The following is a 26,186-nucleotide window of genomic DNA, read 5'->3' on the forward strand; positions in this document are numbered from 1 at the left end:
AGGCGCCAAGAAAAACTCTGCGCCTTTGCATTAGATTATCCCACAGCCTTCTGAACACCAACTACTTCAACCTGCTGCACCTCTGGCAATAAACGCTTCATGCCTTGCTTAACAAACCCCTGCAAAAAACCAATCTGCTGATTTTGCTGAAATACCTTTTGCAATGTTTGCCGTAAATTCTCCAAATTCAAACCAGTCCCAGAATCTATTGCTATTTCCTGGTGTTGGAAATACTCAACTAGACTTAACCCTGCGACTCTAGTCAAATAAGCTGCACTGACTCCCTGAACTACGCCACCAGCAACAAAGGTAACGGCATTACTTTTCAGAACAGTACTAATAGCCTTTGTAGAAAGTTCAACTAAACCCAGTTTCAGCATTAAACTTCCCATTGCTCCAGCTACGGTTTGTGCTTGTTCAAGGGAAAATTTCTGCTGATAGATATTACCCAAATCCATTACCATTTGAGCATTAATTGCCGCAGTCGCCAGAATATCAAGGGCTGGGACTGGGTTAGCAAAGGCAGCAGCAGCAGCTATCCATTGATATTGTTCAATAATTGGAGTGGCGCGATCGCGTCTGGTTCCATTCAGCCAGTTTTTCGCCTCAGCTTTCAACAACCCAGCTTTTCTCATGGTTGTCACCCAAACCAGGCGTTGTCCTTGCTGTACCAAAGCTTCACCCAACTGCTGCGTCAACTGCTGGATATCTGCTGCTGGTTGTTCCATCCACTCTTGCACAGAACCATCAGCCTCATGCTTTCGGACTTTGATGGCTATAGGAGAGGCCGCAGTTGCAACTACATTTCCCTGCATCCGTTGTTTCAATTGACTAAAGATGCTGGCGCTTTCATCAGTTAAATACTGATCTTGTTTGTTGAAAACCAGGATTGTGGATTGATTTGCTGCCTTTAGCTGCTGTAAGGTTTGAAATTCTGAGTCTGTCAAATCACCGTTTGTCAGGAACAGAACAAAATCAGATTTTGCTACTTCTGCCAAAATAGCCGCATCTGAATTTTCACCGACTTCTCTAAATAAAGGTGCTGTTTCTTCTAAAGACACCAAATTTTGTGTCTCTAGATTTTGCTTTAGCACTTTAATTAAAGTGCTTTTACCTACGGATTTCCCGCCAGTCACAGCCACTTTAATTTTTTGTCTATCTAATTCCAGCAACAATTGGGCAACTTGTTCTCTGAGTGTTTGTAATGCCGGATGGTTTTCTGATTCTTGTGCTAATTGGTTAATTACAGTCTCAGTCTTAGCGATCGCACTTTCCACAGTCGCCCGATCCACAACCATACCATTTAGCTGCTCTAAACTGTCTTTCGGGCGATTTTGTTGGAATAACCACAAACCGCCGCCTACAGCTAAAGCACTCAACAAACCAAACTCACTCACCTGCACTATAGAATCGTGCCAACTGTCCAACATCCACAGGGAAAAGGACAGTCCCAATCCTCCCACTAAAATTGGTCGCTGCAACTTCACAACCATGATTCTCCGCGCCTTTTTGATGGCTATTTCTTCCAGAATAGATCAAAAACCTGCTTTTTCAAGTTCAACAGCCGAACAGCCACAACTTTCTTGACTTAGAGATTTTGCTGAAATTAGCTCCCAAGCATTCCTATATTGTGCAGAACGCGGTTTACGCTGTCTTTTCTCAGCTTCAACAAGGTGTATTTCGCTACCGTAGCCAATAAATATGTCTATTGGGAAGATATAAAACAGGTCAAGATTTTCTATATAAACTAAAGCAAAATTAAAGTCTGCTAGAGTATACGCTTCTCGAAGCATTTGTCGCCGATTGGTTTTAGTGCGGCGATTATCTACAACATAATTGCCAGAAGGTTTATCAAACCAAGCATATTTGACTTGAATTTTAACTAGAGTTCCCTCAACATCAAATACTAAATCATAAGGTAGTCTATCACCAACAGGTTTCAAAACTCCCCAACCACGCTTTAAGGCATGAATAACAGCAGCTTGTTCAGCTATGTCTCCTCTAAGCTTTGTGTCCATCTGCAAAATAAAAATAATTAAATAAAATAAAACCCCGGAATCTTTTCAAATTCCAGGGTTTTATTTTAATTTGGTGGCGGGAAGTGGATTTGAACCACTGACCTTCGGGTTATGCTTACCAACTACAACTTTCGTTGCCCAGATATACTGGTTTGTGGTCTGGACTGTCCCTTCACCCTCGCCGTTAGCGTTAGGGTGTCTGCCTTCCAGTCTCTACACCTTCTCCATTTCTGGAGCTTGGTTCGGGATTACCGCGCTATTGGCTTCCCCGAGTTTGACAGATAAACGCACATAAGTTTCTTTATGTGCCGCCCATAGCAAACTTAACTAATAAGCGTCTAGTTAACTTTGCCCGTTGAGCCCGACGAGCTACCAGGCTGCTCTATCCCGCGTTGCTCTCGACTTATTTATAATAACCTATAGTCAAGAGTTTGGCAACTACAAAAATGATAATTCTCCAATTACTTCTAAACGCTTGTATTTTCCTAAGGTGACAAACTTCTCTGAGAGGCTTTGTGCGGCGCTGGGACTAATCCAACCCATTTGTTGGAGTAAGTGAATAGCAACGGCGTGTTTTGCCCGCTTTGCCCCATCCATAACTTTAATTGCCAATCCCATGCCTTCACCGAGTCTACCAATGCACTGCACTCCTTCGGCTCCAGCTTTACTGACTAGTTCCCCTGGAGTTAAGCGCATCAGTTCCGTATCAAATTCTCCATCTCCTGCTACCAAAGCGGGGTGATGAGTCATCGCACGGACAATACGCTCCATATCCAAGTTAGTACTAGAAGCTAACAGGGCATACAAAGAGGCCATGTGACCTAGTTGCATCAGATAAGTTGGTGCGCCGCAGTCATCATGAGCGCTGATAAACTCTTCCGCTGGCATTCGCAGCAATTCTGCTACTTTGCCCAAAATCAACTGCTGTATTGGGTGCTTGCGATCCAAATAGTTATTCAAGGGCCAACGGCGTTGCTGACAAACAGCTAACATCCCTGCGTGTTTTCCAGAGCAATTGTATTCTAAAGGACTCCGCTTACCTTCAGGAATTGGGCACTGGAGTATAGTCGGGTCAAGATCAGCCCGCCAAAGAATATTAAATACCTGTCGGACTTGATCTATTCTGCCTTTATGGGAACTTGTAATAATTGCTAAGTCGCGATCGCTGAGTTGATAGCGTTCCAGTGTACCTGTGGTGGTGACTGCGAGTGCCTGAAATGGTTTGAGGGCTGAACGGATAAATGCAGCAGTTTCAGAATTTCCCGCAACGGTTAAAACCCGTCCTCGTTCGTCGCAGACAACAGCTTGGACTATATGCCTGGATTCAATAATACCTTCCCGCAGCAACCGGACTTCCAGTGCTGTGGCTTGAGTTCGTTTTCCCATTGTCATGGGTTTATATTTATTACCTTTTTTAATTAATTTAGTCATTGGTCATTGGTCATTAGTCCTTAGCTAATGACTAATGACCAATGACTTTTTAAAACAAATGCCAAACTATAGTACCAATAACGTACATTCCCGCCAAGCCAGCAAAGGTAAATTGTAACCGCCGCAGAATGGGTTTGATTTCGTATGCAACAATTAAGCGATCGCGGTTGAGGACTTCCTGTGGTTTTATCCAAGTTTGGCCGTCGTACCAGCCGGACTCTTCATAAAAGACTGTGGGACTACAAAGGCGATCGCACACGTAGAACCAGCCTAAGTACAACCTTACCAGTATAAGCACTAACCCGACACTCGCTCCTGCTGCACCACAGAGAATAAAATGTGCAATATACTTGTGAGGTGCAAAACTTGCCGCAGCTATAGGCCCTGCGAAAAGCCAAGATAAACCCCAAATCCAAACAAGTTTCGTGATATACTCGCGCCAATCTAGAGTAGTATCACGAAACAGCCAGGAAGTTTTTAACTCTTCGTATTCATTAAGCGGTTGTTGGTCTGTAGGAACTGGGCAATTAGAAACCGAAGACCTAATCATGTTGGTTTATCCTCACCCTCATCAGATTCTGGAAGGGAAATACGCTCTGCATGAATCCAGAACGCTTCTAAATTATAAAACTCCCGTTCCTTGGGCATCATGATGTGAACGATCACATCACCATAGTCTTGTAGTACCCAACTCCCCTCAACTTTTCCTTCCGTCCTTAAGGGACGGCGTTGCAACTCAGTTTCGACTTTTCCTTCAATTGCTTGAGCGATCGCCCTGACCTGTACTTTAGAATAGCCAGTCATCATCACAAAGTAATCAGCCAGGTAAGACACCTCTGCTACTTTCAGCAATAAAATCTCACCTGCTTTGCGGTCTGATGCCGCAACAGCGATTGTTGCAGCTAATTTTTCACTCGCCTCTTCGGTTTGGCCGTGGCTTATTACCGCACTCTTTGTCAGTGGGACAGATTGCAATGGGAAATTTCCTTGGAAATAATCAGTCATTAAACCTCAGGTGCTTTCTTCCTTTTGAAACAATTGTTTACATTTACTTACAAATAACAAACAATTGATCTGACCAAATGTGTCAATAGGTTTTTTTGAATACTAACAAAAAAACAGGTGTCTATGGGGCTAGTTTGATAATTGGCTGTTTAGATGCAGTTGCGGATGGTTATTATGCAGCGAGAAATCAACCAATAGCTTTCCAGAACTAATTTCCAGCGAAAATAATCGCAGATTAATCAAACAGCATAATCTGTCATGGAAAGCTAGTAATTCGCAGATAAGGCCACATCTAGCTTTTAGACTATCTGCTAAAAATTACGACACAACACAGCATACTCATAACTGGTCTACCAAAAGAGCAATTTCCATACGCGCATTTTCAGGTAATTTTAGATACTTAATTGTCTTTTGTCCACGGATTGAATGAAGCGAAGCCGTGGAATTCTCGGTTCAACAATGTACTTGGAAACCTGCTTTTCTATTGCTGTATATTTCCTAATAAAATTTAGCTACCCTCAAAATCTTCTATATCTAGATTTGAGGGCTTGACACTGCCCGATTCTAGCCTTGTAGTAGTTAAATGTAACTTTGCTGCGGAGATTAAACTTCTTGTTTCGTAACTATGCCTGTAGACTGAATTGCTCGACGATCTGCTGTCAATGAGTAACACAAGGACTCATACTGATTTAAAGCTTGCTCAAAAGCATATTGCTCAACGGCATATTGACGACTTTTGTAACCCAGAGTTTTGACTTTTTCGGGGTTTTGGTACAAATCTAAAATTGCCATAGCTAAGGCTTGAGGATCTTCTGGAGGAACGATAATCCCACCACCACTTTGCCTTATGGCTCTTGCTGCCGTACCATTATCGGGGACAGAGGCAACTAAAGCTCCTCCACTGGCAAGTAGCACTTGAATTTTTGACGGCATATTGAAGGATACAACATTTTTCTTTTGCACCACCAAGCCAACATCGGCAGCTGACAACATTTGTGGCAAATCTTTGCGGGGTTGAAATGGTAGTAGCAAAACATTATCTGCGCCGCAGTCTAGACATTCCTGTTGCAATCGTTGTAAACCTTTTGCCTCTCCAACGATGACAAAAACAATATCTGGGATATGACGCAATACAGAAGCCGCTTTGACAACGCTTTCTAAGCCTTGGGTTAGGGCGATATTACCAGAATAAAGTACTACAAATTTGCCATTTAGATTATGTGCTGCCCGGAAAGGGTTATCTTCTTTAGGCAAAGGGCGGATAAAATTTACATCAACCCAGTTGGGAATTTGTACAATTTTGTCAGCTTCTACGCCCTTACCTCGCAAATTGTCCACAAACCCATCGGCGATGACGCTAATTTTACTGGCAGTGCGGTAGGCAAATTTTTCCAATAATGTAAACAACCGGATAAGTAATTTATTTTTCAGTAGACCGACGTGGACAGCTGCTTCTGGTAATATATCTTGTAGATTTAAAATCACAGGACAAGCACGTAACCATCCTAAAAGAGCAACTGGTACACAGCTTGGCAAGGATGGCGATGTTGAGAGGATTACATCTGGACGCCAACCAATGAGGGCGGGCACAAAACTAGTGACAACAAAGCTAGCATCTAATAACACCCGATCTAATAGGTTGGGTTGTGGACGAATCCAAACGTAACTGCGTTGAATTTGAACGCCATTTTTGTATTCGTTGAGATACCACTTGCCCCGATATTCCTGGTAAATTTGACGCTCAGGGTAGTTAGGCATAGCAGTGACTACGCGCACTTCATGCCCACGTTTCACTAGTCCCTCTGCTAATTCAGTCATTAGTGGGGCTATACCAATTGGCTCTGGATAGTAGTTGTAGGAGTAAATTAAAATCCGCATAAAAATTAGTCCGAAGTACCCCGGTTTTTTATTTAATGACAAATACTTGTCTTAAACATCATTTGGAGCTTGAAAACTCCTATATCTAATTGTGACTTCAGACTGCTTTTCTGTCAGGGATTTTCCTTAAAGATTGAGTAAACTTTGATATTAGCTACTTAGTGAAATTGTGAATTTTTTTTACTATTTCAGCAATCTTCCAATTGTTCGTTTTTGATTGGTACTTACGTAGAAACCCTAAGTATATTTGGTTTTGTTAACCCTAAGACTAAATTGGGATAGTTAGTCTCAATTCTCTCTAGAGGTAAAGACATAACCAATTTTAGTAATATCTGATATTAATAAGACTGTTTTATAATACTAGTCATTCAATGAGCGATCGCCCTTGTATTTTTTCTTTTTTTGCTGGCTCAGGTTTCCTAGATTTAGGTTTTGAAACCAGCGGTTTTGATATTGTTTATGTCAATGAAATCTTCGCCCCATTTATGGCTGCCTATCGCCATTCACGAGAAGTTCTGAAAATGCGATCGCCTGAATATGGATATCATCACGGTGAAGCAGCAGATGTAACAAAACTTATTGCTGGAAAAGAAGCACAACGCCTTCAAGAATTAGTCAAAGATTGCCGCAAATCTCATAAGACAATTGGTTTCATAGGTGGGCCTCCCTGTCCTGATTTTTCTATTGGTGGGAAAAATAGAGGACGTTTAGGAGATAATGGCAAGCTTTCCGCTTCATATATTGAATTAATTTGCCAAAATATTCCCGACTTCTTTTTATTTGAGAACGTTAAAGGTTTATGGAAGACGACAAAACACCGTTTATTTTTTGAATCGCTCAAGCAACAATTACAAGAAGCTGGCTATATATTGACAGAACGGTTAATTAATGCCATCGAATATGGTGTACCCCAGGATAGAGAAAGAATTATACTCATTGGTTTCAAAAATAATTTTCTTAAGAATATAGGAATAAAATTCAGTAGTGAAAAGTTAATATCTGATGGATATTTTCCTTGGAATAATTACATCATATATCCTCAAGAAAAAGTTTTTGCTTACCCCTGGTGTAAGTGTGAGGCATTCAAAGAAAATTCTTTAATACCTTGTCCTGATGGTATACCTGAAGAACTGACAGTTGAATACTGGTTTAGAAAAAATAACGTTTTGAAGCACCCCAATGCTAAGAACTATTTTCAACCAAGGGCAGGTATCACAAAATTTGCTGCTGTTGATGAAGGAGATAATTCCAGGAAGTCTTTTAAGCGTCTGCATAGATGGCGTTACTCTCCAACAGCTTGTTATGGAAATAATGAAGTACATTTACATCCTTATAAAATTCGGCGAATTTCTGTAGCAGAAGCTTTATCTATTCAATCTTTGCCTGCAAATTTTGTCTTTCCAGAGAATATGTCGCTAACGAATATGTTTAAAACTATTGGTAATGGCGTGCCATATTTGGCATCGAAGGCGTTAGCTAAAACTATTATTAACTTCTTAGAAACTGGTGTGAAAAATACTGTTGATATTACTAACCTTACTACCACATAACGTCAACTTAAATACTTACAGGAATTCCGGCATATCTATAAAACCAAAATTTAAGACAAGTCAGTAGCTTGTTTTCAAGATAAACTCGTAATAAATGTGGTTTAATATATATATAAGAAATGTTTTAATTTTTTATAAAGTTTAATAATCAATCACCGGCAGAAGACACGATGGCAGCAGACTATCCAAACATTGATATTGCGCCATTTATAGATCACTCCCTGTTAACGTCAACAGCTACTCCAGAGCAGGTTGAGCAATGGTGTGAAGAAGCATACAGATTCAATTTTGCGGCGGTTTGTCTGTTCCCCGCTCATGTCAAGCAAGCAGTTGAACTTCTCCACGGTAAGAACCCGAAAGTCTGTACCGTGATTGGCTTTCCTTCTGGTGCGACAACTTCAGCAGTGAAACTATATGAAGCTCAAGAAGCGGTGGATAGTGGGGCGACTGAGTTGGATGTGGTAATGAACTTGGGCTGGTTGAAAGCTGGCAAAACTGAAGAAGTCCACCGGGAAATTGCCGAAATTTGCGAAGAGACTGGGCAAACGGTCAAGGTAATTTTGGAAACTAACCTGTTGACAGATGCGGAGAAAAAAATAGCTGCTGAAATAGCTATGGAGGCGGGAGCAGCATTCTTAAAAACCAGTACAGGTTGGAATGGTGGTGCAACAGTGGCAGATGTAAGACTTTTGCAGGAATTGGCAAAAGAAAGGGTGGGAATTAAAGCTTCAGGTGGTATCCGCACTATCAATCAAGCCCTAGACTTAATCGTAGCGGGTGCTACTAGATTAGGCACATCTCGAGGTATCGATTTGATCCGCCAGCGCGATAACCTGGGAAAAGGTGAATAGTCATTTGTCCTTTGTCATTTGTCATTTGTCATTTGTCCTAAGCTAATGACCCTTGACCAATGACTAATGACTAATAACTACTGATGACTAGTGACTAATGACTAATGAGTAGAACCTACAAAGCAACTGGTATTAATCTTAAAACCCAGGCATTGGGAGAATCGGATAAAATAGTCACGATTTTGACACGTGAGTTCGGTCTGATTCGAGCAGTGGCTCCAGGGTCACGTAAGCACAACTCCAGCCTGGGCGGTAGGAGTGGGATGTTCGTTGTGAATGAACTATTGATTGCAAAAGGGCGATCGCTTGATAGGATTACTCAAGCACAGACGTTAAAAACTTATCCTGGTTTAGCTAAAGATTTGGGAAAACTGGCTGCCAGTCAATATTTAGCAGAAATAGTTCTGTGTGAAGCTTTGAGCGAACAACCCCAAGAAGAACTTTATGATTTGTTTAATGAACATCTTCATCGCTTAGAGGCTGTGTCTGGTGCAAATCCATCTGGTGTTTTGGCTCATCTAGCTCATGGTGTGTTTCACCTTTTAGCCCTAGCAGGACTGACGCCACAAGTGCAAATTTGTTGCCTATCTCAACGCCCCATTAAGCCAAATTTTACAGAACCCAACTGGCAGGTAGGATTTAGTATACCTGCGGGTGGAACGGTTTCTTTAGAAGCTAGGGAACGTTTGCGAAGAGAGGGACAGAGGGAGATGAGGGCAGAGGGGCAGAGGAGCAGGGGAGCAGAGGAGCAGGGGGAGATTAATGACCAATTCCCTGTGCCCCATGCCCCATTCCCAATGCCCCATGCCCAAACAGTTGTTGTGCATCGGCAAGAAATACCTGTGATTTCTTGTTGTCTGGGTGCTATGGAACTGGCTTTGCTTCAACATCTGTCACAACCAGAGATAATACAAATTGATGGTGCTAGAGATCATGACTGGTTATCTGTTGAGCAGATTTTGCGCCAGTATGCTCAGTATCAATTAGGTCGCCCTATTCGCTCTGCTACTTTGATCGACTCTTATTTTGCTGCCAACCATGATGCAACCGTCTGATTTGGATAAAAAAATCCTACCTTTGTCACCAAGCCTCGCCAAAAAACAGAATAGGTTATCAGATCCTACAGTCAGGAATCACTTGAGTGCCGTTCCCAAGTGTACACCTAGTCAAATAAATGGCCAAGAAATGTCTCCAAAAGACGTTTCTAAAAACGACCAAGGTTGGACAGCGGAGATCCCAAAAACTGATGTTCCAAGTCAATCAGAAACACAATCTGAAAACAAATTAATCACTGCTGAAGCAGATAGCAATGGCAATCGCAATGGGCAGAATTTGCCAGTAGCGACTATCTCAGAAAAAGAACCACCGAAATTAGATGGATCTGGTTCAGGTGGAGAAGCTGTTGTAGGAAACATAAAACAGCAAGGATTTTTGCCTGTATTAAGAAACCCTAATTTCTTGGCACTTTGGGGCGGTCAAGTTTTCTCTCAATTAGCAGATAAAGTTTATTTGGTGCTGATGATTGCCTTGATTAATACTCAGTTTCAAGCAAGCAATCAGAGTATTAGTGGCTGGGTATCAGTCTTGATGATGTCTTTTACTATTCCAGCCGTTTTGTTTGGTTCCGTTGCTGGAGTGTTTGTCGATCGCTGGTCAAAAAAAGCTGTGCTGGTAGCAACGAATATTTGGCGCGGCATTCTGGTTTTGTCAATTCCCTTTTTGTTGTGGTTGACTCATGACTGGAAACCCATAGGATTGCTACCCGTGGGTTTTGTAATCATCTTGGGTGTGACTTTTTTAGTTTCCACACTGACGCAGTTTTTTGCCCCGGCAGAACAGGCGGCAATTCCCTTAATAGTAGAAGAACAGCATTTACTCTCGGCTAATTCGCTTTACACAACAACGATGATGGCATCGGTGATTATTGGGTTTGCCGTTGGAGAACCGTTGTTAGCGATCGCAGATGGACTTTGGCTGCAAATTGGTGGTAGTGGTAGTTTGGGCAAAGAACTTTTAGTCGGTGGCAGTTATGCGATCGCAGGACTAATTTTGTTCCTTCTGGCAACTAAGGAAAAACACCACCACCCCGATACAGAATTCCCTCATGTATTCTCTGACTTGCGGGACGGTTTTGCCTATCTCAAAGCAAATCATCGCGTCCGCAATGCTTTGCTTCAACTGATTATCTTGTTTTCTGTTTTTGCAGCATTAACTGTTCTGGCCGTTCGGATGGCAGAAATAATTCCTAACATGAAAGCCTCACAGTTTGGTTTTTTACTAGCTGCTGGAGGTGTTGGCATAGCTGGTGGAGCAACAATTCTCGGTCAATTTGGTCAACGCTTCTCTTACACCCAACTAAGTCTGTACGGTTGTATGGGCATGGCAGCATCCCTGATTGGTCTATCAATATTTACAACTCAACTGTGGCTCGTCTTGTTACTGGTAGCGTTACTGGGCATCTTTGGGGCACTAGTGGGAATTCCCATGCAAACTGCCATCCAAACAGAAACACCTCCAGAAATGCGTGGTAAAGTTTTTGGCTTGCAGAACAATGTAATTAATATTGCCCTTTCCTTACCTTTGGCATTAGCTGGTGTTGCAGAAACCTTTCTGGGATTACAGGTAGTTTTTTTGGGATTAGCTGCGATCGTCTTTTTAGGAGGTATATTAACCTGGTATAACTCACACAAGTAGTTATCAGCTAACAAGAGTTATTATTCATTACCTTGATGTAATTAATAATTTACTTAAAGCTTTTGTGTTCATGGTAAACTATGTCCAGTGAAAATTTATCGCATACTTGCCGGATATGAATCTGACATTAGTCAGAATAAGTTGTTTAAATATCAGAGATTAACAACTTATAATTACAATAAATAAAGCCACAAATCCATTGGTTTAATCAGCTTAAAATAAGCTTTTTAAACTAGAGTATTGTGGGAATTTTTAATAAATAAAAACCAGCAAGTATAGTTAGATAAAAGAAAAATCACAAAAATCATACAAGTAATAGATTAAACCCGCTTTTCTTACAGCTAAATAAAGAATGCGTATAGCCTGGATTGGAAAAAAATCACCCTTTTGCGGCAATGTCACCTACAGTCGAGAAATTACAAATGCCTTGCTAGATAGGGGACATCAAGTTAGCTTTCTTCACTTCGCCCAGGAAGAGTCTGAACCTGACAATTGGCCCAATCTTCGAGAGGTTTCCCTGCCTTTCATTTACAAGTCACAGGTTTATACAATTCCCACTTTTAAAGCGACTAAACTTTTAACCGATTCACTGCGGGAAATCAAGCCAGATGTAGTCCATGCTTCCTTGACGTTATCTCCTCTCGACTTTGTTCTACCAGAAATCTGTGAGGAACTGAGATTGCCCCTAATTGCCACTTTTCACACACCGTTTGCTGGGAAGGGGGCAAAACTGGTATCGGGAACACAACTTTTGGCTTATCAGCTCTACGCGCCTTTTTTAGTTAACTACGATCGCGTGATAGTATTTTCTCAAATTCAGCGGGAATTATTGGCACGGATGGGCGTCCGGGAAGAAAATATTGCTGTAATTCCCAACGGTGTTGATACCGCTAAGTATTCTCCAGGAATTTCTCAAGTCAAAGCAGAATTTAAAGCCGAACGTTTGTTTGTCTATCAGGGTCGGATAGCGCCAGAGAAAAATGTCGAAGCCCTCCTCCGCGCTTGGAAACAGTCGGCAATGGCGCCTGGTAGCAAGTTACTAATTGTTGGCGACGGGCCTTTGAAGTCTTCCTTAGAGCCGTTTTATGGTTCAGAATACGGCATTATCTGGCTGGGATTTGTTGCCGATGAAGACCGACGCATCGAAATTTTGCGGGGTGCAGATGTATTTGTTTTGCCTTCATTGGTTGAGGGTTTGTCTCTATCTCTGTTAGAAGGAATGTCATGTGGGTTGGCTTGTTTAGCAACAGACGTGGGTGCAGATGGCGAAGTATTGGAAAAGGGCGCAGGTGTAGTTATTAGTACCAAAACAGCGCGATCGCAATTAAGAACGCTCTTGCCAGTGTTGCAAGACCATCCTGAGTTAACAACCCTACTGGGGCAAAAAGCCAGACAGCGTATATTAGACCGCTATACCCTTAGTAAAAATATTACTCTGCTGGAAGAACTTTATAAAGAAGTTTTAGCACAGCGACCTCTACCTCTAAGTCGTAGAGCTTAGGGGTGGTTCGTTTAAAAAATTGACTTTGACAAAGGATTTTAGCCTTAACTAAACTGTGTAGTTTACCTATCGATCAATTAATCTTGGAATTATCCACTAAAGACCATCCTAAACTGGTTGGCTGTTCATAAACCCGCTTTAGAGTATTTACATCTCTGAAAGAAATAGGTGGCGGGTTACGAACTTGAGAAAAATATAGCGCATCAGTTTGTAGCGGACTATGACCCCAAATTCCCAAAGCGTGTCCGAATTCGTGGCGGGCTGCTGCTTGGATATACTCACCTGTTTGACTGGGACTTAATAAGATGGTGAAGCGGTGGGATAAAATTTTGTTGCTGGTGTATAACTCGTAAGTAGTTTGTGCCGATCGCGCACGAGGTATATTACTACTAGGGGAAATTTGTAGAGGTGGCGCTTTTCGCACAATCGTAATATCAGCAATTTCTGGCTGTTCGACTATTGTTAAAGGTAAATAATTACTCCATTCTTGTACACCCTGCAAGACACCATTAACCCATGCTTGAGACTGTTTTTCGCTGATGGCTTTTGGTGGTTCTACGTAAACTCTAATAGGAAATCGCGACCAGACTAAATAACCAACTTGGGTTGTTGTGACTTGGGAAAAGTAGTCACCACTATTAGTACTATCTTGCCACTGTGCGAGTGTGGGCGGTAAGGGATGGGATTTTGGGGGAAATGATGAAGATAGAGAGATTATTAAGTTTGAATATACATATTTTGGTATTATTGTAAACCCGTCACTTGACTGGAGATTAATAAAAACGATTAACAGCCCTGTGCCAATAAATAAGGCAAGAGCTGTCATTAACCGTCGTGAAATTAAATTTATTAGGCTCTTAAGTATTGGGTGTTGGGTTATTTTCCCCATTTACCTATCCTTATTTAGGCAGCCAACCAGCACTTAAAACTACTGTTAAACCAAGAAAAATTACTGTCAAAGCCCAAGTAATTCGGTTTAAAGTGTTTTCTGCACTTTTAGTGCTGCTAAATAGCTGGGCTTGCCCGCCAATTGCACCAATGCCATCACCTTTGGGGCTATGCAGTAAAACCAAGATAATCAAACCAGTGGCGGAAAATGCCCAAATGCCTTGCACTATATTAGTAGCTGTCATGGTAGGAATCTCTTTTATAAAAAGTTTCAAAAAACAGAAGTCAGAATTCAGAATTCAGAAAATAGGAGTCAGGAGTCAGGAGTCAGGAGTCAGAATTCAGAATTCAAAAGTTAGGAGTTCACTAAAAACTCCTAACTCAGCACGGGCTGAACGCCCCGCTATCGCTAACAGCACTATTTTACAGTCCTACTTGCACGGGGGTACGAGTGCGTTGCAGCTCATATTCTGCTGTTTTCAGCAGCGATCGCCCGGTCATTTCTGGTGGCTGAGGCAGCTGTAAAATCTCTAGAATTGTGGGGGCGATGTCGGATAGCTTGCCATCGCTTCGCAGTTCGACATTTGTACCATATCCAGGGATTTTAACTTTCTCGCCTTCCACTAAGATAAAGGGGACTGGATTAGTGGTATGAGCTGTCCAGGGATTACCCCCATCATCTAGCATATACTCAGCGTTGCCATGATCGGCAGTAATAATTGTTGTCCCGCCGGCTTTGATAACGCTCTCTAACAAGCGTCCTAAACAGCGATCAACTGTTTCAATTGCTGTGATGGTAGCGTCGATTTGGCCAGTATGCCCTACCATGTCTGGGTTGGCATAGTTAATCACAACTAGAGAATACGTACCCTTTTGAATCGCAGCGATCGCAACATCTGTAACTGCTACTGCTGACATCGCTGGGGCGTGATCATAAGTCGCTACCATTGGACTGCTTACCAGTTCCCGATCTTCTCCAGCAAAAGGTTCCTCCAGACCCCCATTAAAGAAATAGGTGACGTGGGCGTATTTTTCGGTTTCGGCGGTGCGGAACTGATTCAAACTGTGATTGGCTATGACTTCTCCCAGAATGTTACTGAGATTCTGCGGCTCAAAGGCTACAGCCACGGGTAAGTCTGAATCATACTGTGTAAAGGTCACAAAAGACAGTGGTGTGATTTGCTGTCTTTCAAAACCGTTAAATGTGGGACTGACCAAAGCTTGAGTCAGTTGTCTAGAGCGATCGGGGCGGAAGTTGAAAAATATCACCCCATCCCCTGGTTCTATTGCGCCGGGAGCAATTCGGATTGGGTTGACAAATTCATCTTTTACCCCTTCGGCGTAAGATGCTTGCAAGATTTCTACAGCCGTGCGATTATCAACCACACCATCTTGAGTCATCACGTCGTAGGCACGTTTGACGCGATCCCAGCGGTGATCGCGATCCATCGCGTAGTAGCGACCGCTGAGGGTGACTATGCGCCCAATTCCTGTGCGGTTTATATAATCTTGCAATAGTGTGATTGCTCTTACACCGTCAGTTGGGGCGGTGTCACGACCATCGGTAATGGCGTGAATACAAACTTCTGGAATTCGCTGGTCTTTGGCTAAGTCAAGTAGTCCGAATAGATGGGTGATATGTGAATGTACCCCTCCCTCAGAACAAAGGCCTACTAAATGCAGCTTGCCATTCCGAGAGCGAACTTCCTGGCAAATTTTGACGAGTGCTGGGTTTAAGGCAATAGAACCGTCTTCAACCGCATCAGAGATGCGTACCAGTTCTTGCGGTACTACTCGCCCAGCGCCAATGTTCAAATGACCAACTTCCGAGTTGCCCATTTGACCTTCTGGCAACCCTACGGCTTTTCCTGATGTGCGGATGAGGGTATGCGGGTAAGCTGTCCATAAACTGTCCACTATGGGAGTTTTAGCAGCAACAATAGCGTTTCCTCGCTTTTCCTCGCAGTAGCCCCATCCGTCTAAAATGACTAGCACCACAGGAGCAACAGGTGCTTTGGTCATAGTAAAATTGCCCTTTACTTTTTGTAATACCCGAATGATACCACTGCTAATCCACGCCGCAAGTGAATTTTTGCTTATTAATTTATTTTATGAAAGACTTGCAGTTTTTTGAATGATTTTTCAAACTTTAGCAATTTTTATCTAATGTAGGTGGTCGCTAATAAAAAGTGATTACTTAGTAGTAGCATTTTAGCACTACTACTAAGTCTGTACTCTATCTATTATTTCTTTTTACTGGAAGCTTTTGCAGCTTTTTTAGCAGCTTTTTCAGCAGCGATCGCAGCTAACTTTGCTTGTTCTTTTTCCTCGGCAATTTTCTGGAGATAGTAATGATAGTCTCCTAAGTAAACCCGGAATTCACCATCACGAATTTCGACGATTTTGTTAGCTACTTGAGAAATAAAGTAGCGATCGTGGGAAACTACGATTGCCGTACCGTCATAATTTTTGAGCGCTTCTTCCAGCATTTCCTTTGCTGGAATATCTAGGTGGTTTGTCGGCTCATCTAAAATTAGTAAGTTCGCGGGACGTAAGAGCATTTTTGCCAACGCCAAACGAGCTTTTTCTCCTCCACTTAATGCCCCAACTGCCTTAAATACAGTATCACCAGTAAATAAGAAGCGTCCCAAAAGCGTGCGGACTTCTTGGTTATCCCAGTCTGGAACTTCATCATGGATAGTTTCCATGACAGTTTTCTTCAAGTCCAAGGCTTCAGCTTGATTTTGCTCAAAGTAACCAGGGATAACGTTGTGATCCCCTAATTGAACGCTACCTTCTGTGGGTGGTTCCATACCCATAATTACGCGCAGAAGGGTAGATTTTCCAGCACCATTGGGGCCAAGAAAAGCAATGCGATCGCCTCTTTCAATTAGCAGATTTGCTGACAAAAACAAGATTTTATCACCATAAAGATGAGTTAAATCTTTAATTTCTACTACCTCGCGTCCACTGCGGGGTGCAGGGGGAAAACGGAAGTGGAGAGTTCTTACCCCAGCAATGGGCGCTTCAATGCGCTCGATTTTGTCGAGTTGCTTTTCCCGGCTTTTTGCCTGGGTACTGCGGGTAGCACTGGCGCGAAATCTATCAACAAAGGTTTGCTGTTTCTCTAATTCTTTTTGCTGACGTTCGTAAGCACTCAGTTGTGCTGATTGACTTTCGGCTTTTTGTTCCAAATATGCCGAGTAGTTACCAAGGTAGGTACTGGAAACGCCACGTTCTGTTTCCACAATTTGGGTGCAGAGGCGGTCAAGGAACTCTCGGTCATGGGAGACTATTACCATCGGCGTAATCAGCCCTCTGAGGTAATTTTCTAACCACTCAATGGTTTCTAAATCTAGGTGGTTAGTCGGTTCATCCAGCAGCAACAAGTCGGGTTTTTGCAGCAAAATTTTACCTAAACTCATCCGCATTTGCCAACCACCACTGAAGGCACTGACGAGGCGATCGCCATCTTCTAGCCCAAACCCCATTTCTGGTAAAATTTTCCCGATGCGTGCATCTAAGTTGTAGCCATCCAATGCTTCAAATTTGCGCTGCAAGCGATCCAACTTGTCGATCAGTCGATCCAGTTCCTCTGGGCTAGCCGTTTCCATCTCTTGTGGTATGTGCGCCAGAGATAACTGTACTTCGTTGGCTTCTTTGAAGACAGTCCAAAATTCTTCTCTAACGGTGCGAGTGGGGTCTACTTCAAACTCTTGGTTAAGGTAGGCTATATGTAAGCTATTAGGACGAATGATTTCGCCGGCGGTGGGTTCCATTTCCCCAGAGATGATTTTAAGTTGGGTTGATTTTCCGGCACCGTTGACACCGACTAAGCCAATGCGATCGCCTGGTTTAACTTCCCAGTTGATATCTTTGAGAACTTCGCCTGTGGGATAAATTTTACTTATATGTTCTAGTCGCAGCATTAAGTTTCTCTCAGTTAGGGAGTGGGTGGTTGAGGACGAAGTACTAACACCGCCTCTAATATTAACAAAAATTAACTATAAATTCGTCGTGATCAAGTTTGGAAGCCGCAAACCAAATTTGGCTTGAGCCACGGATAAAATTTACCACATCTATCTTAAGGCTGGCTTTGTGTTACTTGTCTGACTTCTTCGACACTCAAATCTAACGCCTCTGCTACTTGTTCTACAGTCAACCCTGCTGACAACATTGCTGGTACTGCTTTTAGTTTCCCTTGAACCTTACCTTGTTCAACACCTTCCTGAAAGGCTTCCTGATAAAATCTGGTTTGCTTTAACTCGCTTAAGCTAAACATTTGCTCGATCTCCTCCCTACTCATTGTGGGAAACTTGTAAGCCAAAATAGTCTCTATAAATTGTAATAATTGCTGCTGTTTTGGTGGTGAGTTTATTTCCGACTTAGTTCTGTCTATCAACTCCCTTGCTTGGACAATTGCGATATCGTCGGTTGCAATTACTAATTTAGCAGTTGCAATGCCAATTGGAAGCGATGTACCTTCACCTAATTCATCCAAATAAATGCGTCTGACGCGCCCACTTGTAAAAAACTCACGGTAATGTTTAATATCTCCTGTATCTACATTCCTATTTGGGTATAAAACCACAGCACCCCAGTCATTTGATGGTTGATTCTGACGGAGGTATAAACATATTTCTGCAATTAGCCGTGAATAAATTTCCCCATCGGTTTGAAATTGCACTTCAACAAAGTAAATTGGGTTCTCGCTTCCTGGTGTAGGCAGAAATACGCCATCGATTCTGAAGGCTGTTTGTTTGATTTCAACTGATGAAAATTGATAAAGGCTAGCTGATTCTGGAGGATTACCAATACAGCACTTGCGTCTGTTATGAGGTACAATAAATTAAAATATAAATACCTCTAAATGAAGTCATACTCTGTCGATCTTCGAGAAAAAATAGTTGCAGCACATCTTCAAAAAAACATTTCAATCAGAAAAGTAGCTAACATATTTTCCGTCTCAAAAAGTTTAGTTCAAAAGCTTGTAAAGCAACAAAAACTTGAAGGTAATTTACAATCCAAGCCGCGAGGAAAGCCACAATTTAGTCATCTAACAAATGCTGACATAGAGTTGAGAGAATTAGTTGAATCACATCCAGATGCAACATTGATAGAGTTGTGTGAATTATTTGCAGACAAGACTGGCAATTGGGTAGGTCAAAGTGCAATGTGTCGTGCGTTACAGAAATTAGGATTAAATCGTAAAAAAAAACAAAGCGGAGTACCCAAGCGGGGACAGAAAGAGTCCTGAATTTAAGATTAGATTATTGGGAAAAGGTCAAACATATAGAGCCAGAAAATTTAGTATTTTTGGATGAGACTGGTGTCCTACTTGGGTTAACGAGGACTCATGCCCGTTCAGAAATGGGAACAAGAGCTTACTCTCTTAACCCCTTCTATAGAGGCTCAAAAGTTACAGTAATTGGAGCAATTAGTATTAAAAAAGTAGTTGCATTAATGACAATGAATGGTTCAATGGATGGCATTGCATTTGAATTATTTATTGAGAAGTTTTTAGTGCCAAATTTATGGTCAGGAGCAGTGGACGTAAATTGATAATTTATCCGCACATAAACTAGATTCAATTGTGCCAATGATTGAAGCTGTAGGTGCGAAAGTTATTTGTTTATCTTCATACTCCCCCGATTTTAATCCAATTGAATTATGGTGGTCACAACTTAAATCTTTTTTACGCAATTTTGCTCCAACTACAACAGAAATGGTTGATAAACTAATCTCAGTTGCACTCGACTTAATAAATCCTCAACATTTAAGAAACTGGTTTGCTAGTTGCTGCTACTGTACCTCATAACAGCCGTAGGTGCTGTAAGTTCAAAGAAGATATCAGGGAATTCTTGAAACAGCCGATAAAAGATGATGTCTGTTTTCACAATTTTATATCATTTGAAAATTTTTATTTGCTGTTCATTTATTACTTTATTCTTCAGAACCATCTCGCACTTTGAGCAATTGCTCTTTTGCTATCCCTAATATACGTGAAAGGGGCGCTAACAAACTATCATCAAATGCTTCTCCAGCATAAATATTATTCAGTTCGGTAGGGGATAATTTAAAGGTGTCGCAGAATTTAGCAAACTCCTGGTTACTCAAATCAAGCTCTTTTTGCCTATCTTGAAGTAAAACTGCGATCGCTCTAGTTCCATACTTGGGACGTTCACTAGTTTTTATATATTTTTCCATTAAATAATTGACTTTTCTGGTATCGCCGCCGATTTTTTTAATTAAATCAGTACAAGCCATTTTTAGCGCTTTTTTTAAAACTTCTTCTTCATTTAAAACTTTAATAATTTCACTAGCATATTCTGGTTTAAAAAATCCCACCAAATTCCCTTGATGATAAACTGGTATATAAGGATTGTTGGTTTCAAGTTGCCAATCTAAAGGCTCATTGCGTAGCGACATAGCTGCACCCCTAAATATTTTCAGATTGCACCATTTTAAAACCATTTATTCCTTAACTGCCAGTAAAATACCCTAGCACTGGCGATTAGAAATCGCAGCTATACAGACAAAACCCACCTCCGTGGGTTTCAACTTGCTGGAGTCCACGCAGACGGGCTTAGTTTGTATAGTCATTACGTATTTCTTCCAGAACCTCTAACTCAGCCAAAATTAGCGATCGCCAGATGAATCAATGCGATTCTACTACTCACACACCTAGTTTTGTGATTCATATTTTTCATAAATTATTACAGCAGCTTCCAGGTATCGATCTAGTCAATGACGATCGGATATATCAGGTAATACTAATTCGACTGCCCTAGTGGTTTCTATTACTCCACCACAATCTTCTCCATCTTTAAAAGCTGCGATAGAACCCCATAGTCGAGCTATCGCAGTTTGAATTTCTTCCCTTTCGGGCAAATACCATATTTCTCGACTAATTTCATTACACTGTAAAGGAGTTAAAAAATTTGGCTCGGACAAAGCTTGCTGAATATATTTATTAACCTGGGAGAGTTTGTCCGATTTAATTTCGGATGAATATATTTGTATGCATTCTATTGCCCATTGGATTGCCAAACTATAGTGATATTTTTGTAATTTCAGTGCAATTGGATAAGCCCAAAGTATTTGTTTTTGCGCTATAGTTTGTTTTACATTTTCTATTACTTCTTTCATATATGTAACTATATCTAAGTAACTTGGAGTAAAACTTATAAGGATATAATTTTTTTACTATCGTTCTACTTAAGGTATATCCAAATAACAAATGAGCGTCATAAAAATGGTAGTAATTATCCTTCCCAGTCTTGACGAGTATCGCACAGAAAATTCTCTGCGTAGGCGTAGCCCGTCGTAGACATCGCATCATCAAATAAATAAGGGCAATGCTCTGGAAAAGTTCGTAATGGTAAGTTAGTTTCTCGTAGCGCCAAATCGACTCCTGCTTCAAAGCCATCTAACAAGGCTTCTTCGATTCGAGACTTTAAGCTAGGGTTCTGCCGCAGATGCCTATGAATGGCGCGACGCTGTTCTCGAATTGTTAAAAACCAACTACGACAGCGTTGTTCGGGTTGATATTCCCACTTTAAGAGATGACCAAGTAATACGCTCAGACAACTCACGAGTTCCCGATACTCTTGTCTCCCCAAAGCTTGAATTTCCTCTTGCAGGTGTTGCCAGTCTAGTTCCATAACTAGCCTCTGCTCTAACGCTTTAGCCTGCTGCTGTGTCCAGCCATAGAAGTCTTGGTCATACAAAAAAGGTTTGTCCATAGAGTTGAATCTTGACAGCAAGAAACCACAAGCTAGTTTGATCCGATTTTGCGCTAAATCGCCCTTAAAAAACTTAATTACGAATTACGAATTATTTAACTGGCCTTCGCTTCATCCCCAGACGCTTCAGCCACAGCCGCCAATCTATCTGCCGCAGCTTGCACAATTTGAGCTACTTGGCTAAGAGGCATGTGCTGGATTTGTCTCAGAATCAGACTCAAATCTGAAGTTTCTGGAATTGGCTTACCATCAATGCAGCTAATTAACTCTTCCATTGTGTAGCCTGCTTTCGATGCGATTTGAGCCAAATTTTCTGTATCTGGAACCTTCACACCTTTTTCCCACATCTGAACAGCAGTAGCAGATACTCCCAAAAGCTTACCAAATGCTCGCTGACTCATTGAACCGCGAGCTAGTTTAATGATTTCAATCAGTTTTTGTTTGCTTTCGATCTTCACTGCTTATATAGCTAGCCAACTTTATTTACAAGTTTACTTTCAATAATACAAGTTTACTTTTATATTGACAGCCTTGTGTTTTAGTACTAAACTATATCTCTGGTTGTAAATCGGCAACTACAGGCATCAAGCTAGTAGAATAACCCATCTATCTTTAATCAACCCAAAAAACTTAGTTTGCTACAGCACTTCAGCTAGTAGTTAGACTTTGCTGCGAAGAAATAATATCGAAGGTGCATCATGTTTCGCAAGCCACGCAAAATTAACCAATATCGCCGCAAAGGTAAAAATCTTATAGCCACTAATAAAATTAAACCAGAACAGTGGAACATTTCTGACGCAGAAACCAAAGAAGCTTTAAAAGTTAAAGGCTACGATGTTAAGCAAATCAAAAAAATCCACCTTCTGAAACATCAAGTGTGTATTTCCTACTGGGATGCAAAAGGCAATATATGCAGCAGCTTTTTTAGCTACCGGATTTTTGCACGTTGGCAAGAAGAAGTGGAAAAGCTAATTTATACCTGTGAAACCCTGAAGGAATGGGCGAAGCTAAATTACGTTATGAAGTACGAATTTGCTTATTACCATTATCCCAGTGAAATAGAAGATGCACTCCATGCGATATTAGAAAACCACCTGTCCGTGTTAAAAGCAACAGTGCAACAAGTGGTTTTACAGGATATTTAACAGCAAAAATTATTACCATTTGTAGAGACGCGATTCATGGCGTCTTTATCCAACCAAAGATGTGTTGCAATCATTAATTGAATTGGTATTAGTTAGCGGCAGAAGTCGCTAACTCCGCGAGACGTTCTTGCTGGTCTAGAGATATACAAGACTGGATAAGCGTCTCTAAATCACCATCCAAAACCGGGGTAAGGGAATAATTCTGACCTAACCGATGATCGGTAGCGCGGTTATCTTTATAATTATAGGTGCGAATTTTTTCCGATCGCGATCCAGTACCAACCTGCGATCGCCGCATGGAAGTAACAGCTGCTTGTTGTTCGCTTAACTTGATGTCATACAACTTCGCCCGCAGAATTTGCATCGCCCGTTCTTTGTTTTGCAACTGGCTGCGTTCTTCTGTACAGAAAATGCGTATTCCCGTTGGTTTGTGCATCAAGTCAACGGCTGTTTCCACCTTGTTGACGTTTTGTCCACCAGCACCACCAGAACGAGCTGTGGTCATTTCAATATCTTTCGGGTCAATGTGAATTTCCACATCATCCACCTCTGGCATAATCGCCACGGTAGCTGTGGAAGTATGAACCCGTCCCCCAGATTCAGTTGCCGGCACGCGCTGCACACGATGCACTCCAGCTTCAAACTTTAGCTGGCTGTAAACATCATTACCTTTAATTTCGAGAATGACTTCTTTCCAGCCACCCATTTCTCCGCGAGATTCGCTCACTAGAGAAACTTTCCAACCTTGAGTCTGAGCATAGCGGGTGTACATCTGCATCAAATCGCCAGCCCAAATGCTTGCCTCATCACCACCAGTACCAGCGCGAATTTCCAACATGATATTCTTTTCATCATTGGGGTCGCGTGGTAGCAGTAAGACTTTTAAGCGAGACTCTAAATGTTCTATTTTTTCTTCAAGTTCTTTTACTTCCAGTGATGCCATTTCTTGCAACTCTGGGTCACTTGCAGATTCTTTGTAAACTTGACGCGCTCCGGTCAAGTCTTCTTGGGCTGTTTTCCAAATTTCATAAGTATTAACTACCTCTTCCAAAGAAGAACGAGACTTAGCAATTTCTTGATATTCATCAGGATTGCTAGCGGTATCAGGGTCGCCAAGACGACGTGTTAATTCATTAAAAGTTTGTTCAACGGATTTTAGTTTGTCCAGTAAGTATGATTCAGCCATGACGAGTGCGATCGCTCCTTAAAAAAATAACAAATTGGCTCGAGCATATAAATGAAAATCGACCCAGCTGATGCAGGGCCGTCGTTAACAGCAGAGCCAACTCGCTACTTTTTGTCTTGTTCGTCGCCAGATGTTTGAGTGCTGCTCATACCGTACTTGCGGAGGAAGCGCTCTACTCGACCCTCAGTGTCAATAATCTTCTGAGTGCCGGTGTAAAATGGGTGATTTCCAGACCAAACATCTACATGCAATTCTGGCTTGGTAGAGCCAATGGTCATAACAACTTGACCGTTGCAGTAAACTTTAGCATCTGGATACCACTTGGGGTGAATATCAGCTTTAGCCATTGTTCTTTTTGTGATGAATCTATATAAATTATAACTTTCAGCGTTCAATTGCAGCTAGAAAAAGGGAGAAGGGAACAGGTTAGAGGTAACAGAAAACTATCACCTGTACCCTGTAACCTATCACCTTCTTCACCAATGCCCAATTTCTAACGCTTAGAGTACTGAGGTGCTTTCCGGGCTTTATGTAAACCATATTTCTTCCGCTCTTTTGCCCTTGGATCGCGAGTCAAGTAACCTTCGGTTTTCAAAGGTGGGCGATTGTCTGGGTCGAGTTGGCACAAAGCACGGGCAACTCCCAAGCGAACAGAATCAGCCTGTCCGGTCAAGCCGCCGCCTTCTGCTTTTACCAAAATGTCATATTCGTTTTCTAATCCCAGAGTTTCCAGGGGTGCTTTAATGACTCCCAGGTAGTTGGGGTTAAATTGGAAATACAAGTTTCCATCTTTACCGTTCACAGTCAGTTGACCTGTGCCTGGAACCAAGCGTACCCGTGCGACTGCGTTCTTACGACGGCCAGTACCCCAGTATACGGCGCGACCGCTATTAGCATCTGCGACTACCATTAATTTTCTTCTCCAGGAATTGTACTAACTTTTAGTTCTTTAGGTTTTTGAGCATCATGAGGATGCGTAGGGCCAGCGTAAACTTTTAGCTTAGTGAACAACTGCTTACCGAGGCTATTTTTAGGTAGCATACCTTTAACAGCTTGTTCTAAAATCCGCTCTGGTATGCGGTCTTGCAATTTAGCGAAAGTTTCCGTTTTCATCCCACCGGGACGACCAGAATGGCGACGATAAAGCTTTTGAGTGCGCTTTTTGCCTGTGACTGCTACTTTTTCGGCATTGATGACGATTACGAAGTCACCTGTATCTAGATGAGGTGTATATTCGGGTTTCTTTTTGCCTCTCAATACCTGAGCGATTTCGCTGGCGAGGCGACCGAGGCGTTTATCGGTGGCATCTACTATGTACCATTCACGCTCAAGGGTTGCTTGAGAAGGAAGGTATGTTTTAACTGTTGTCATTTGTCATTTGTCCTTTGTCATTTTTAATTTGTCATTAGTCATTTGTCTTTTGTCATTTGTAGTTACTAAGAACCAATGACTAATGACTCTTGACTAGTGACGAACTTTGGCAAGGTGTCGTACCAAATCTCTTTCGGAAAGGGAAAATCGGGATAGCCGACTCGCAACAAGCACAAGCCTTGAGGCGGTGCGGCATATTTCACTTCTTCCCGGCGTTCTTCTTTCCAGAGTTCGGTGAAGCTAGAAAGTGTTCGTTGTCCAGAACCTACTTCTACCAGCATCCCTACCAACAGCCGTACCATGCCATACAAAAATCCATCTGCCTGTATTTCAATATGGATAAATGGCCCACTGCGACGACACTCTACTGCTTGCACCTCTACCCAGGAATGCGATCGCTTTGAGCCTGCACGGTGAAAAGCAGCTAAGTGATGCTTTCCCAAGAGAGGTTTCAAGGCAGCTTGGATTAAAGATTCATCCAGGGGTGCATAATAATAATGCCAACTGAAGGGTCTTACAAACAAGTTAAGCCGATCTTCAGTATATATTGTGTAGCGATACCGCCGATAGGCTGCACTAAAGCGAGCGTGCCAACGGTTATCGACACTAGCTGAAGCCCTGATTAATATATCTGGCGGCAGGTAGCTGTTGAGGATTGTTGCCCACTTGTGAGGCGGAATAAAACCTGTTGCTTCAAAATGGGCTACTTGAGCAGCAGCGTGAACTCCAGAATCGGTTCGCCCAGCACCGTGTAATGTTACATGATGCCCAAGAATAGTAGCGATCGCAATTTCGATCTCTTCTTGGACTGTCCGGTGTTGTTTTTGCCTTTGCCAGCCATGAAAATGAGTGCCCAGGTATTGGATTACCAAGGCTACTCGATGAGTTTGTGTAGGCTGGTGGCTTTCTAACATACAGATTTT

At 42.0% G+C, this 26,186-nt stretch carries 29 protein-coding genes and 1 pseudogene; 9 read left to right on the forward strand and 21 right to left on the reverse strand.

The annotated features are described in order from the left end of the window. Positions 1-35: 35 nt before the first annotated feature. The 6 genes from RRG12_RS07575 to RRG12_RS07600 form a co-directional block, all read right to left on the reverse strand. Positions 36-1,493, reverse strand: coding sequence for a YcjF family protein (locus tag RRG12_RS07575; protein ID WP_420758875.1), 1,458 nt, complete (start codon positions 1,491-1,493; stop codon positions 36-38). A 42-nt stretch (positions 1,494-1,535) separates the two neighbouring features. After that, entirely contained in the window at positions 1,536-2,018 is a 483-nt protein-coding gene (locus tag RRG12_RS07580) for a group I intron-associated PD-(D/E)XK endonuclease (RefSeq protein ID WP_069070738.1), read from the reverse strand. 438 nt (positions 2,019-2,456) lie between these two features. Beyond that, positions 2,457-3,410 carry an asparaginase gene (locus tag RRG12_RS07585; RefSeq protein ID WP_069070795.1) on the reverse strand — a complete coding sequence of 318 codons (954 nt, stop codon included), beginning with the start codon at positions 3,408-3,410 and terminating at the stop codon, positions 2,457-2,459. An 88-nt stretch (positions 3,411-3,498) separates the two neighbouring features. After that, a complete protein-coding gene (locus RRG12_RS07590; protein WP_069070739.1) occupies positions 3,499-3,999 on the reverse strand; it encodes a CGLD27 family protein in 501 nt (166 codons plus the stop codon). Then, entirely contained in the window at positions 3,996-4,454 is a 459-nt protein-coding gene (gene rsfS / locus RRG12_RS07595) for a ribosome silencing factor (RefSeq protein WP_069070740.1), read from the reverse strand. Before rsfS ends, RRG12_RS07590 begins: the two co-directional genes overlap by 4 nt. A gap of 603 nt (positions 4,455-5,057) precedes the next feature. Continuing rightward, complete coding sequence (locus RRG12_RS07600) at positions 5,058-6,332, reverse strand: glycosyltransferase family 4 protein (protein WP_420758876.1); 1,275 nt, start codon at positions 6,330-6,332, stop codon at positions 5,058-5,060. A gap of 371 nt (positions 6,333-6,703) precedes the next feature. Between RRG12_RS07600 and RRG12_RS07605 the strand changes: the two genes are divergently transcribed. The 5 genes from RRG12_RS07605 (at position 6,704) to RRG12_RS07625 (ending at position 12,928) form a co-directional block, all read left to right on the forward strand. Then, positions 6,704-7,882 carry a DNA cytosine methyltransferase gene (locus RRG12_RS07605; protein WP_420758877.1) on the forward strand — a complete coding sequence of 393 codons (1,179 nt, stop codon included), beginning with the start codon at positions 6,704-6,706 and terminating at the stop codon, positions 7,880-7,882. Between the two features lie 170 nt (positions 7,883-8,052). Beyond that, on the forward strand, positions 8,053-8,733 hold the full coding sequence (gene deoC, locus RRG12_RS07610) for a deoxyribose-phosphate aldolase (protein WP_069070743.1): 681 nt from the start codon (positions 8,053-8,055) through the stop codon (positions 8,731-8,733). Positions 8,734-8,837: 104 nt separating this feature from the next. Further along, positions 8,838-9,788, forward strand: a complete 951-nt coding sequence (gene recO, locus RRG12_RS07615; protein ID WP_420758878.1) for a DNA repair protein RecO — start codon at positions 8,838-8,840, stop codon at positions 9,786-9,788. Then, positions 9,775-11,427 (forward strand): MFS transporter, encoded by a 1,653-nt coding sequence (locus tag RRG12_RS07620; RefSeq protein WP_420758902.1) that lies wholly within the window; start codon positions 9,775-9,777, stop codon positions 11,425-11,427. The genes recO and RRG12_RS07620 overlap by 14 nt, the downstream gene beginning before the upstream one ends. Before the next feature lie 352 nt (positions 11,428-11,779). Next, the gene (locus RRG12_RS07625) at positions 11,780-12,928 is read left to right on the forward strand and encodes a glycosyltransferase family 4 protein (RefSeq protein WP_420758879.1); all 1,149 of its coding nucleotides are present in this window, start codon (positions 11,780-11,782) and stop codon (positions 12,926-12,928) included. A 73-nt stretch (positions 12,929-13,001) separates the two neighbouring features. On the opposite strand, the gene RRG12_RS07630 is transcribed toward RRG12_RS07625, so the two are convergent. From RRG12_RS07630 to RRG12_RS07650, 5 genes and pseudogenes are all read right to left on the reverse strand, one after another. Beyond that, positions 13,002-13,817: a peptidase gene (locus RRG12_RS07630; RefSeq protein ID WP_420758880.1), complete on the reverse strand. Its 816-nt coding sequence runs from the start codon at positions 13,815-13,817 to the stop codon at positions 13,002-13,004. Positions 13,818-13,827: 10 nt separating this feature from the next. Next, on the reverse strand, positions 13,828-14,061 hold the full coding sequence (gene secG, locus RRG12_RS07635; RefSeq protein ID WP_012410686.1) for a preprotein translocase subunit SecG: 234 nt from the start codon (positions 14,059-14,061) through the stop codon (positions 13,828-13,830). Between the two features lie 178 nt (positions 14,062-14,239). Then, complete coding sequence (gene gpmI, locus RRG12_RS07640; RefSeq protein WP_069070748.1) at positions 14,240-15,838, reverse strand: 2,3-bisphosphoglycerate-independent phosphoglycerate mutase; 1,599 nt, start codon at positions 15,836-15,838, stop codon at positions 14,240-14,242. Positions 15,839-16,059: 221 nt separating this feature from the next. Next, positions 16,060-17,745, reverse strand: coding sequence for an ABC-F family ATP-binding cassette domain-containing protein (locus RRG12_RS07645; RefSeq protein ID WP_420758881.1), 1,686 nt, complete (start codon positions 17,743-17,745; stop codon positions 16,060-16,062). A 155-nt stretch (positions 17,746-17,900) separates the two neighbouring features. Continuing rightward, a pseudogene (locus tag RRG12_RS07650) lies at positions 17,901-18,632 on the reverse strand (Rpn family recombination-promoting nuclease/putative transposase); the annotation flags it as partial. Positions 18,633-18,686: 54 nt separating this feature from the next. Here RRG12_RS07650 and RRG12_RS07655 point away from each other — a divergent pair. From RRG12_RS07655 to RRG12_RS07665, 3 genes are read left to right on the forward strand one after another with little or no spacing between them, the layout of a single operon-like run. Next, complete coding sequence (locus RRG12_RS07655) at positions 18,687-19,073, forward strand: helix-turn-helix domain-containing protein (RefSeq protein WP_420758882.1); 387 nt, start codon at positions 18,687-18,689, stop codon at positions 19,071-19,073. A gap of 59 nt (positions 19,074-19,132) precedes the next feature. Next, positions 19,133-19,378 (forward strand): transposase, encoded by a 246-nt coding sequence (locus RRG12_RS07660; RefSeq protein WP_420758883.1) that lies wholly within the window; start codon positions 19,133-19,135, stop codon positions 19,376-19,378. After that, entirely contained in the window at positions 19,374-19,634 is a 261-nt protein-coding gene (locus RRG12_RS07665) for a transposase (protein ID WP_420758903.1), read from the forward strand. The genes RRG12_RS07660 and RRG12_RS07665 overlap by 5 nt, the downstream gene beginning before the upstream one ends. Here the strand turns inward: RRG12_RS07665 and RRG12_RS07670 are convergent. From RRG12_RS07670 to RRG12_RS07690, 5 genes are all read right to left on the reverse strand, one after another. After that, positions 19,609-19,713, reverse strand: coding sequence for a DUF2887 domain-containing protein (locus tag RRG12_RS07670; protein WP_420758884.1), 105 nt, complete (start codon positions 19,711-19,713; stop codon positions 19,609-19,611). The two genes, RRG12_RS07665 and RRG12_RS07670, sit on opposite strands and share 26 nt — an antisense overlap. A 46-nt stretch (positions 19,714-19,759) precedes the next feature. After that, positions 19,760-20,245, reverse strand: coding sequence for a hypothetical protein (locus tag RRG12_RS07675; protein WP_420758885.1), 486 nt, complete (start codon positions 20,243-20,245; stop codon positions 19,760-19,762). Between the two features lie 315 nt (positions 20,246-20,560). Beyond that, on the reverse strand, positions 20,561-20,965 hold the full coding sequence (locus RRG12_RS07680; RefSeq protein ID WP_420758886.1) for a hypothetical protein: 405 nt from the start codon (positions 20,963-20,965) through the stop codon (positions 20,561-20,563). A 116-nt stretch (positions 20,966-21,081) separates the two neighbouring features. Next, positions 21,082-21,561 carry a DUF29 domain-containing protein gene (locus tag RRG12_RS07685; RefSeq protein ID WP_420758887.1) on the reverse strand — a complete coding sequence of 160 codons (480 nt, stop codon included), beginning with the start codon at positions 21,559-21,561 and terminating at the stop codon, positions 21,082-21,084. Positions 21,562-21,656: 95 nt separating this feature from the next. Continuing rightward, the gene (locus RRG12_RS07690) at positions 21,657-22,019 is read right to left on the reverse strand and encodes a helix-turn-helix domain-containing protein (RefSeq protein ID WP_069070753.1); all 363 of its coding nucleotides are present in this window, start codon (positions 22,017-22,019) and stop codon (positions 21,657-21,659) included. Between the two features lie 240 nt (positions 22,020-22,259). On the opposite strand from RRG12_RS07690, the gene RRG12_RS07695 reads away from it, so the two are divergent. Next, positions 22,260-22,706 carry a hypothetical protein gene (locus RRG12_RS07695; RefSeq protein ID WP_420758888.1) on the forward strand — a complete coding sequence of 149 codons (447 nt, stop codon included), beginning with the start codon at positions 22,260-22,262 and terminating at the stop codon, positions 22,704-22,706. Between the two features lie 88 nt (positions 22,707-22,794). On the opposite strand, the gene prfA is transcribed toward RRG12_RS07695, so the two are convergent. The 5 genes from prfA to truA form a co-directional block, all read right to left on the reverse strand. Continuing rightward, positions 22,795-23,892 carry a peptide chain release factor 1 gene (gene prfA, locus RRG12_RS07700; protein WP_190891266.1) on the reverse strand — a complete coding sequence of 366 codons (1,098 nt, stop codon included), beginning with the start codon at positions 23,890-23,892 and terminating at the stop codon, positions 22,795-22,797. 104 nt (positions 23,893-23,996) lie between these two features. Further along, entirely contained in the window at positions 23,997-24,239 is a 243-nt protein-coding gene (gene rpmE, locus RRG12_RS07705) for a 50S ribosomal protein L31 (RefSeq protein ID WP_069070756.1), read from the reverse strand. A gap of 146 nt (positions 24,240-24,385) precedes the next feature. Then, entirely contained in the window at positions 24,386-24,802 is a 417-nt protein-coding gene (gene rpsI, locus RRG12_RS07710; protein WP_012410698.1) for a 30S ribosomal protein S9, read from the reverse strand. Continuing rightward, complete coding sequence (gene rplM, locus RRG12_RS07715) at positions 24,802-25,263, reverse strand: 50S ribosomal protein L13 (RefSeq protein ID WP_012410699.1); 462 nt, start codon at positions 25,261-25,263, stop codon at positions 24,802-24,804. The genes rpsI and rplM overlap by 1 nt, the downstream gene beginning before the upstream one ends. Before the next feature lie 65 nt (positions 25,264-25,328). Beyond that, positions 25,329-26,177, reverse strand: a complete 849-nt coding sequence (gene truA, locus RRG12_RS07720) for a tRNA pseudouridine(38-40) synthase TruA (protein WP_420758904.1) — start codon at positions 26,175-26,177, stop codon at positions 25,329-25,331. Between the last annotated feature and the right edge of the window lie 9 nt (positions 26,178-26,186).

The organism is Nostoc sp. CALU 546 (genome assembly GCF_048836525.1).

What these genes read in the sequence shown, in the direction of transcription:
- rsfS (WP_069070740.1), bottom strand. Translation starts at nt 4,454, where the DNA reads ATGACTGATTATTTCCAAGGAAATTTCCCATTGCAATCTGTCCCACTG.
- RRG12_RS07630 (WP_420758880.1), bottom strand. Translation starts at nt 13,817, where the DNA reads ATGGGGAAAATAACCCAACACCCAATACTTAAGAGCCTAATAAATTTA.
- truA (WP_420758904.1), bottom strand. Translation starts at nt 26,177, where the DNA reads ATGTTAGAAAGCCACCAGCCTACACAAACTCATCGAGTAGCCTTGGTA.
- recO (WP_420758878.1), top strand. Translation starts at nt 8,838, where the DNA reads ATGAGTAGAACCTACAAAGCAACTGGTATTAATCTTAAAACCCAGGCA.
- RRG12_RS07600 (WP_420758876.1), bottom strand. Translation starts at nt 6,332, where the DNA reads ATGCGGATTTTAATTTACTCCTACAACTACTATCCAGAGCCAATTGGT.
- RRG12_RS07580 (WP_069070738.1), bottom strand. Translation starts at nt 2,018, where the DNA reads ATGGACACAAAGCTTAGAGGAGACATAGCTGAACAAGCTGCTGTTATT.
- RRG12_RS07575 (WP_420758875.1), bottom strand. Translation starts at nt 1,493, where the DNA reads ATGGTTGTGAAGTTGCAGCGACCAATTTTAGTGGGAGGATTGGGACTG.
- rpmE (WP_069070756.1), bottom strand. Translation starts at nt 24,239, where the DNA reads ATGGCTAAAGCTGATATTCACCCCAAGTGGTATCCAGATGCTAAAGTT.
- RRG12_RS07675 (WP_420758885.1), bottom strand. Translation starts at nt 20,245, where the DNA reads ATGTCGCTACGCAATGAGCCTTTAGATTGGCAACTTGAAACCAACAAT.
- RRG12_RS07645 (WP_420758881.1), bottom strand. Translation starts at nt 17,745, where the DNA reads ATGCTGCGACTAGAACATATAAGTAAAATTTATCCCACAGGCGAAGTT.
- RRG12_RS07605 (WP_420758877.1), top strand. Translation starts at nt 6,704, where the DNA reads ATGAGCGATCGCCCTTGTATTTTTTCTTTTTTTGCTGGCTCAGGTTTC.
- rpsI (WP_012410698.1), bottom strand. Translation starts at nt 24,802, where the DNA reads ATGGTAGTCGCAGATGCTAATAGCGGTCGCGCCGTATACTGGGGTACT.
- RRG12_RS07585 (WP_069070795.1), bottom strand. Translation starts at nt 3,410, where the DNA reads ATGACAATGGGAAAACGAACTCAAGCCACAGCACTGGAAGTCCGGTTG.
- RRG12_RS07620 (WP_420758902.1), top strand. Translation starts at nt 9,775, where the DNA reads ATGCAACCGTCTGATTTGGATAAAAAAATCCTACCTTTGTCACCAAGC.
- prfA (WP_190891266.1), bottom strand. Translation starts at nt 23,892, where the DNA reads ATGGCTGAATCATACTTACTGGACAAACTAAAATCCGTTGAACAAACT.
- RRG12_RS07590 (WP_069070739.1), bottom strand. Translation starts at nt 3,999, where the DNA reads ATGATTAGGTCTTCGGTTTCTAATTGCCCAGTTCCTACAGACCAACAA.
- gpmI (WP_069070748.1), bottom strand. Translation starts at nt 15,838, where the DNA reads ATGACCAAAGCACCTGTTGCTCCTGTGGTGCTAGTCATTTTAGACGGA.
- RRG12_RS07685 (WP_420758887.1), bottom strand. Translation starts at nt 21,561, where the DNA reads ATGGACAAACCTTTTTTGTATGACCAAGACTTCTATGGCTGGACACAG.
- RRG12_RS07625 (WP_420758879.1), top strand. Translation starts at nt 11,780, where the DNA reads ATGCGTATAGCCTGGATTGGAAAAAAATCACCCTTTTGCGGCAATGTC.
- RRG12_RS07655 (WP_420758882.1), top strand. Translation starts at nt 18,687, where the DNA reads ATGAAGTCATACTCTGTCGATCTTCGAGAAAAAATAGTTGCAGCACAT.
- secG (WP_012410686.1), bottom strand. Translation starts at nt 14,061, where the DNA reads ATGACAGCTACTAATATAGTGCAAGGCATTTGGGCATTTTCCGCCACT.
- RRG12_RS07680 (WP_420758886.1), bottom strand. Translation starts at nt 20,965, where the DNA reads ATGAAAGAAGTAATAGAAAATGTAAAACAAACTATAGCGCAAAAACAA.
- deoC (WP_069070743.1), top strand. Translation starts at nt 8,053, where the DNA reads ATGGCAGCAGACTATCCAAACATTGATATTGCGCCATTTATAGATCAC.
- rplM (WP_012410699.1), bottom strand. Translation starts at nt 25,263, where the DNA reads ATGACAACAGTTAAAACATACCTTCCTTCTCAAGCAACCCTTGAGCGT.
- RRG12_RS07695 (WP_420758888.1), top strand. Translation starts at nt 22,260, where the DNA reads ATGTTTCGCAAGCCACGCAAAATTAACCAATATCGCCGCAAAGGTAAA.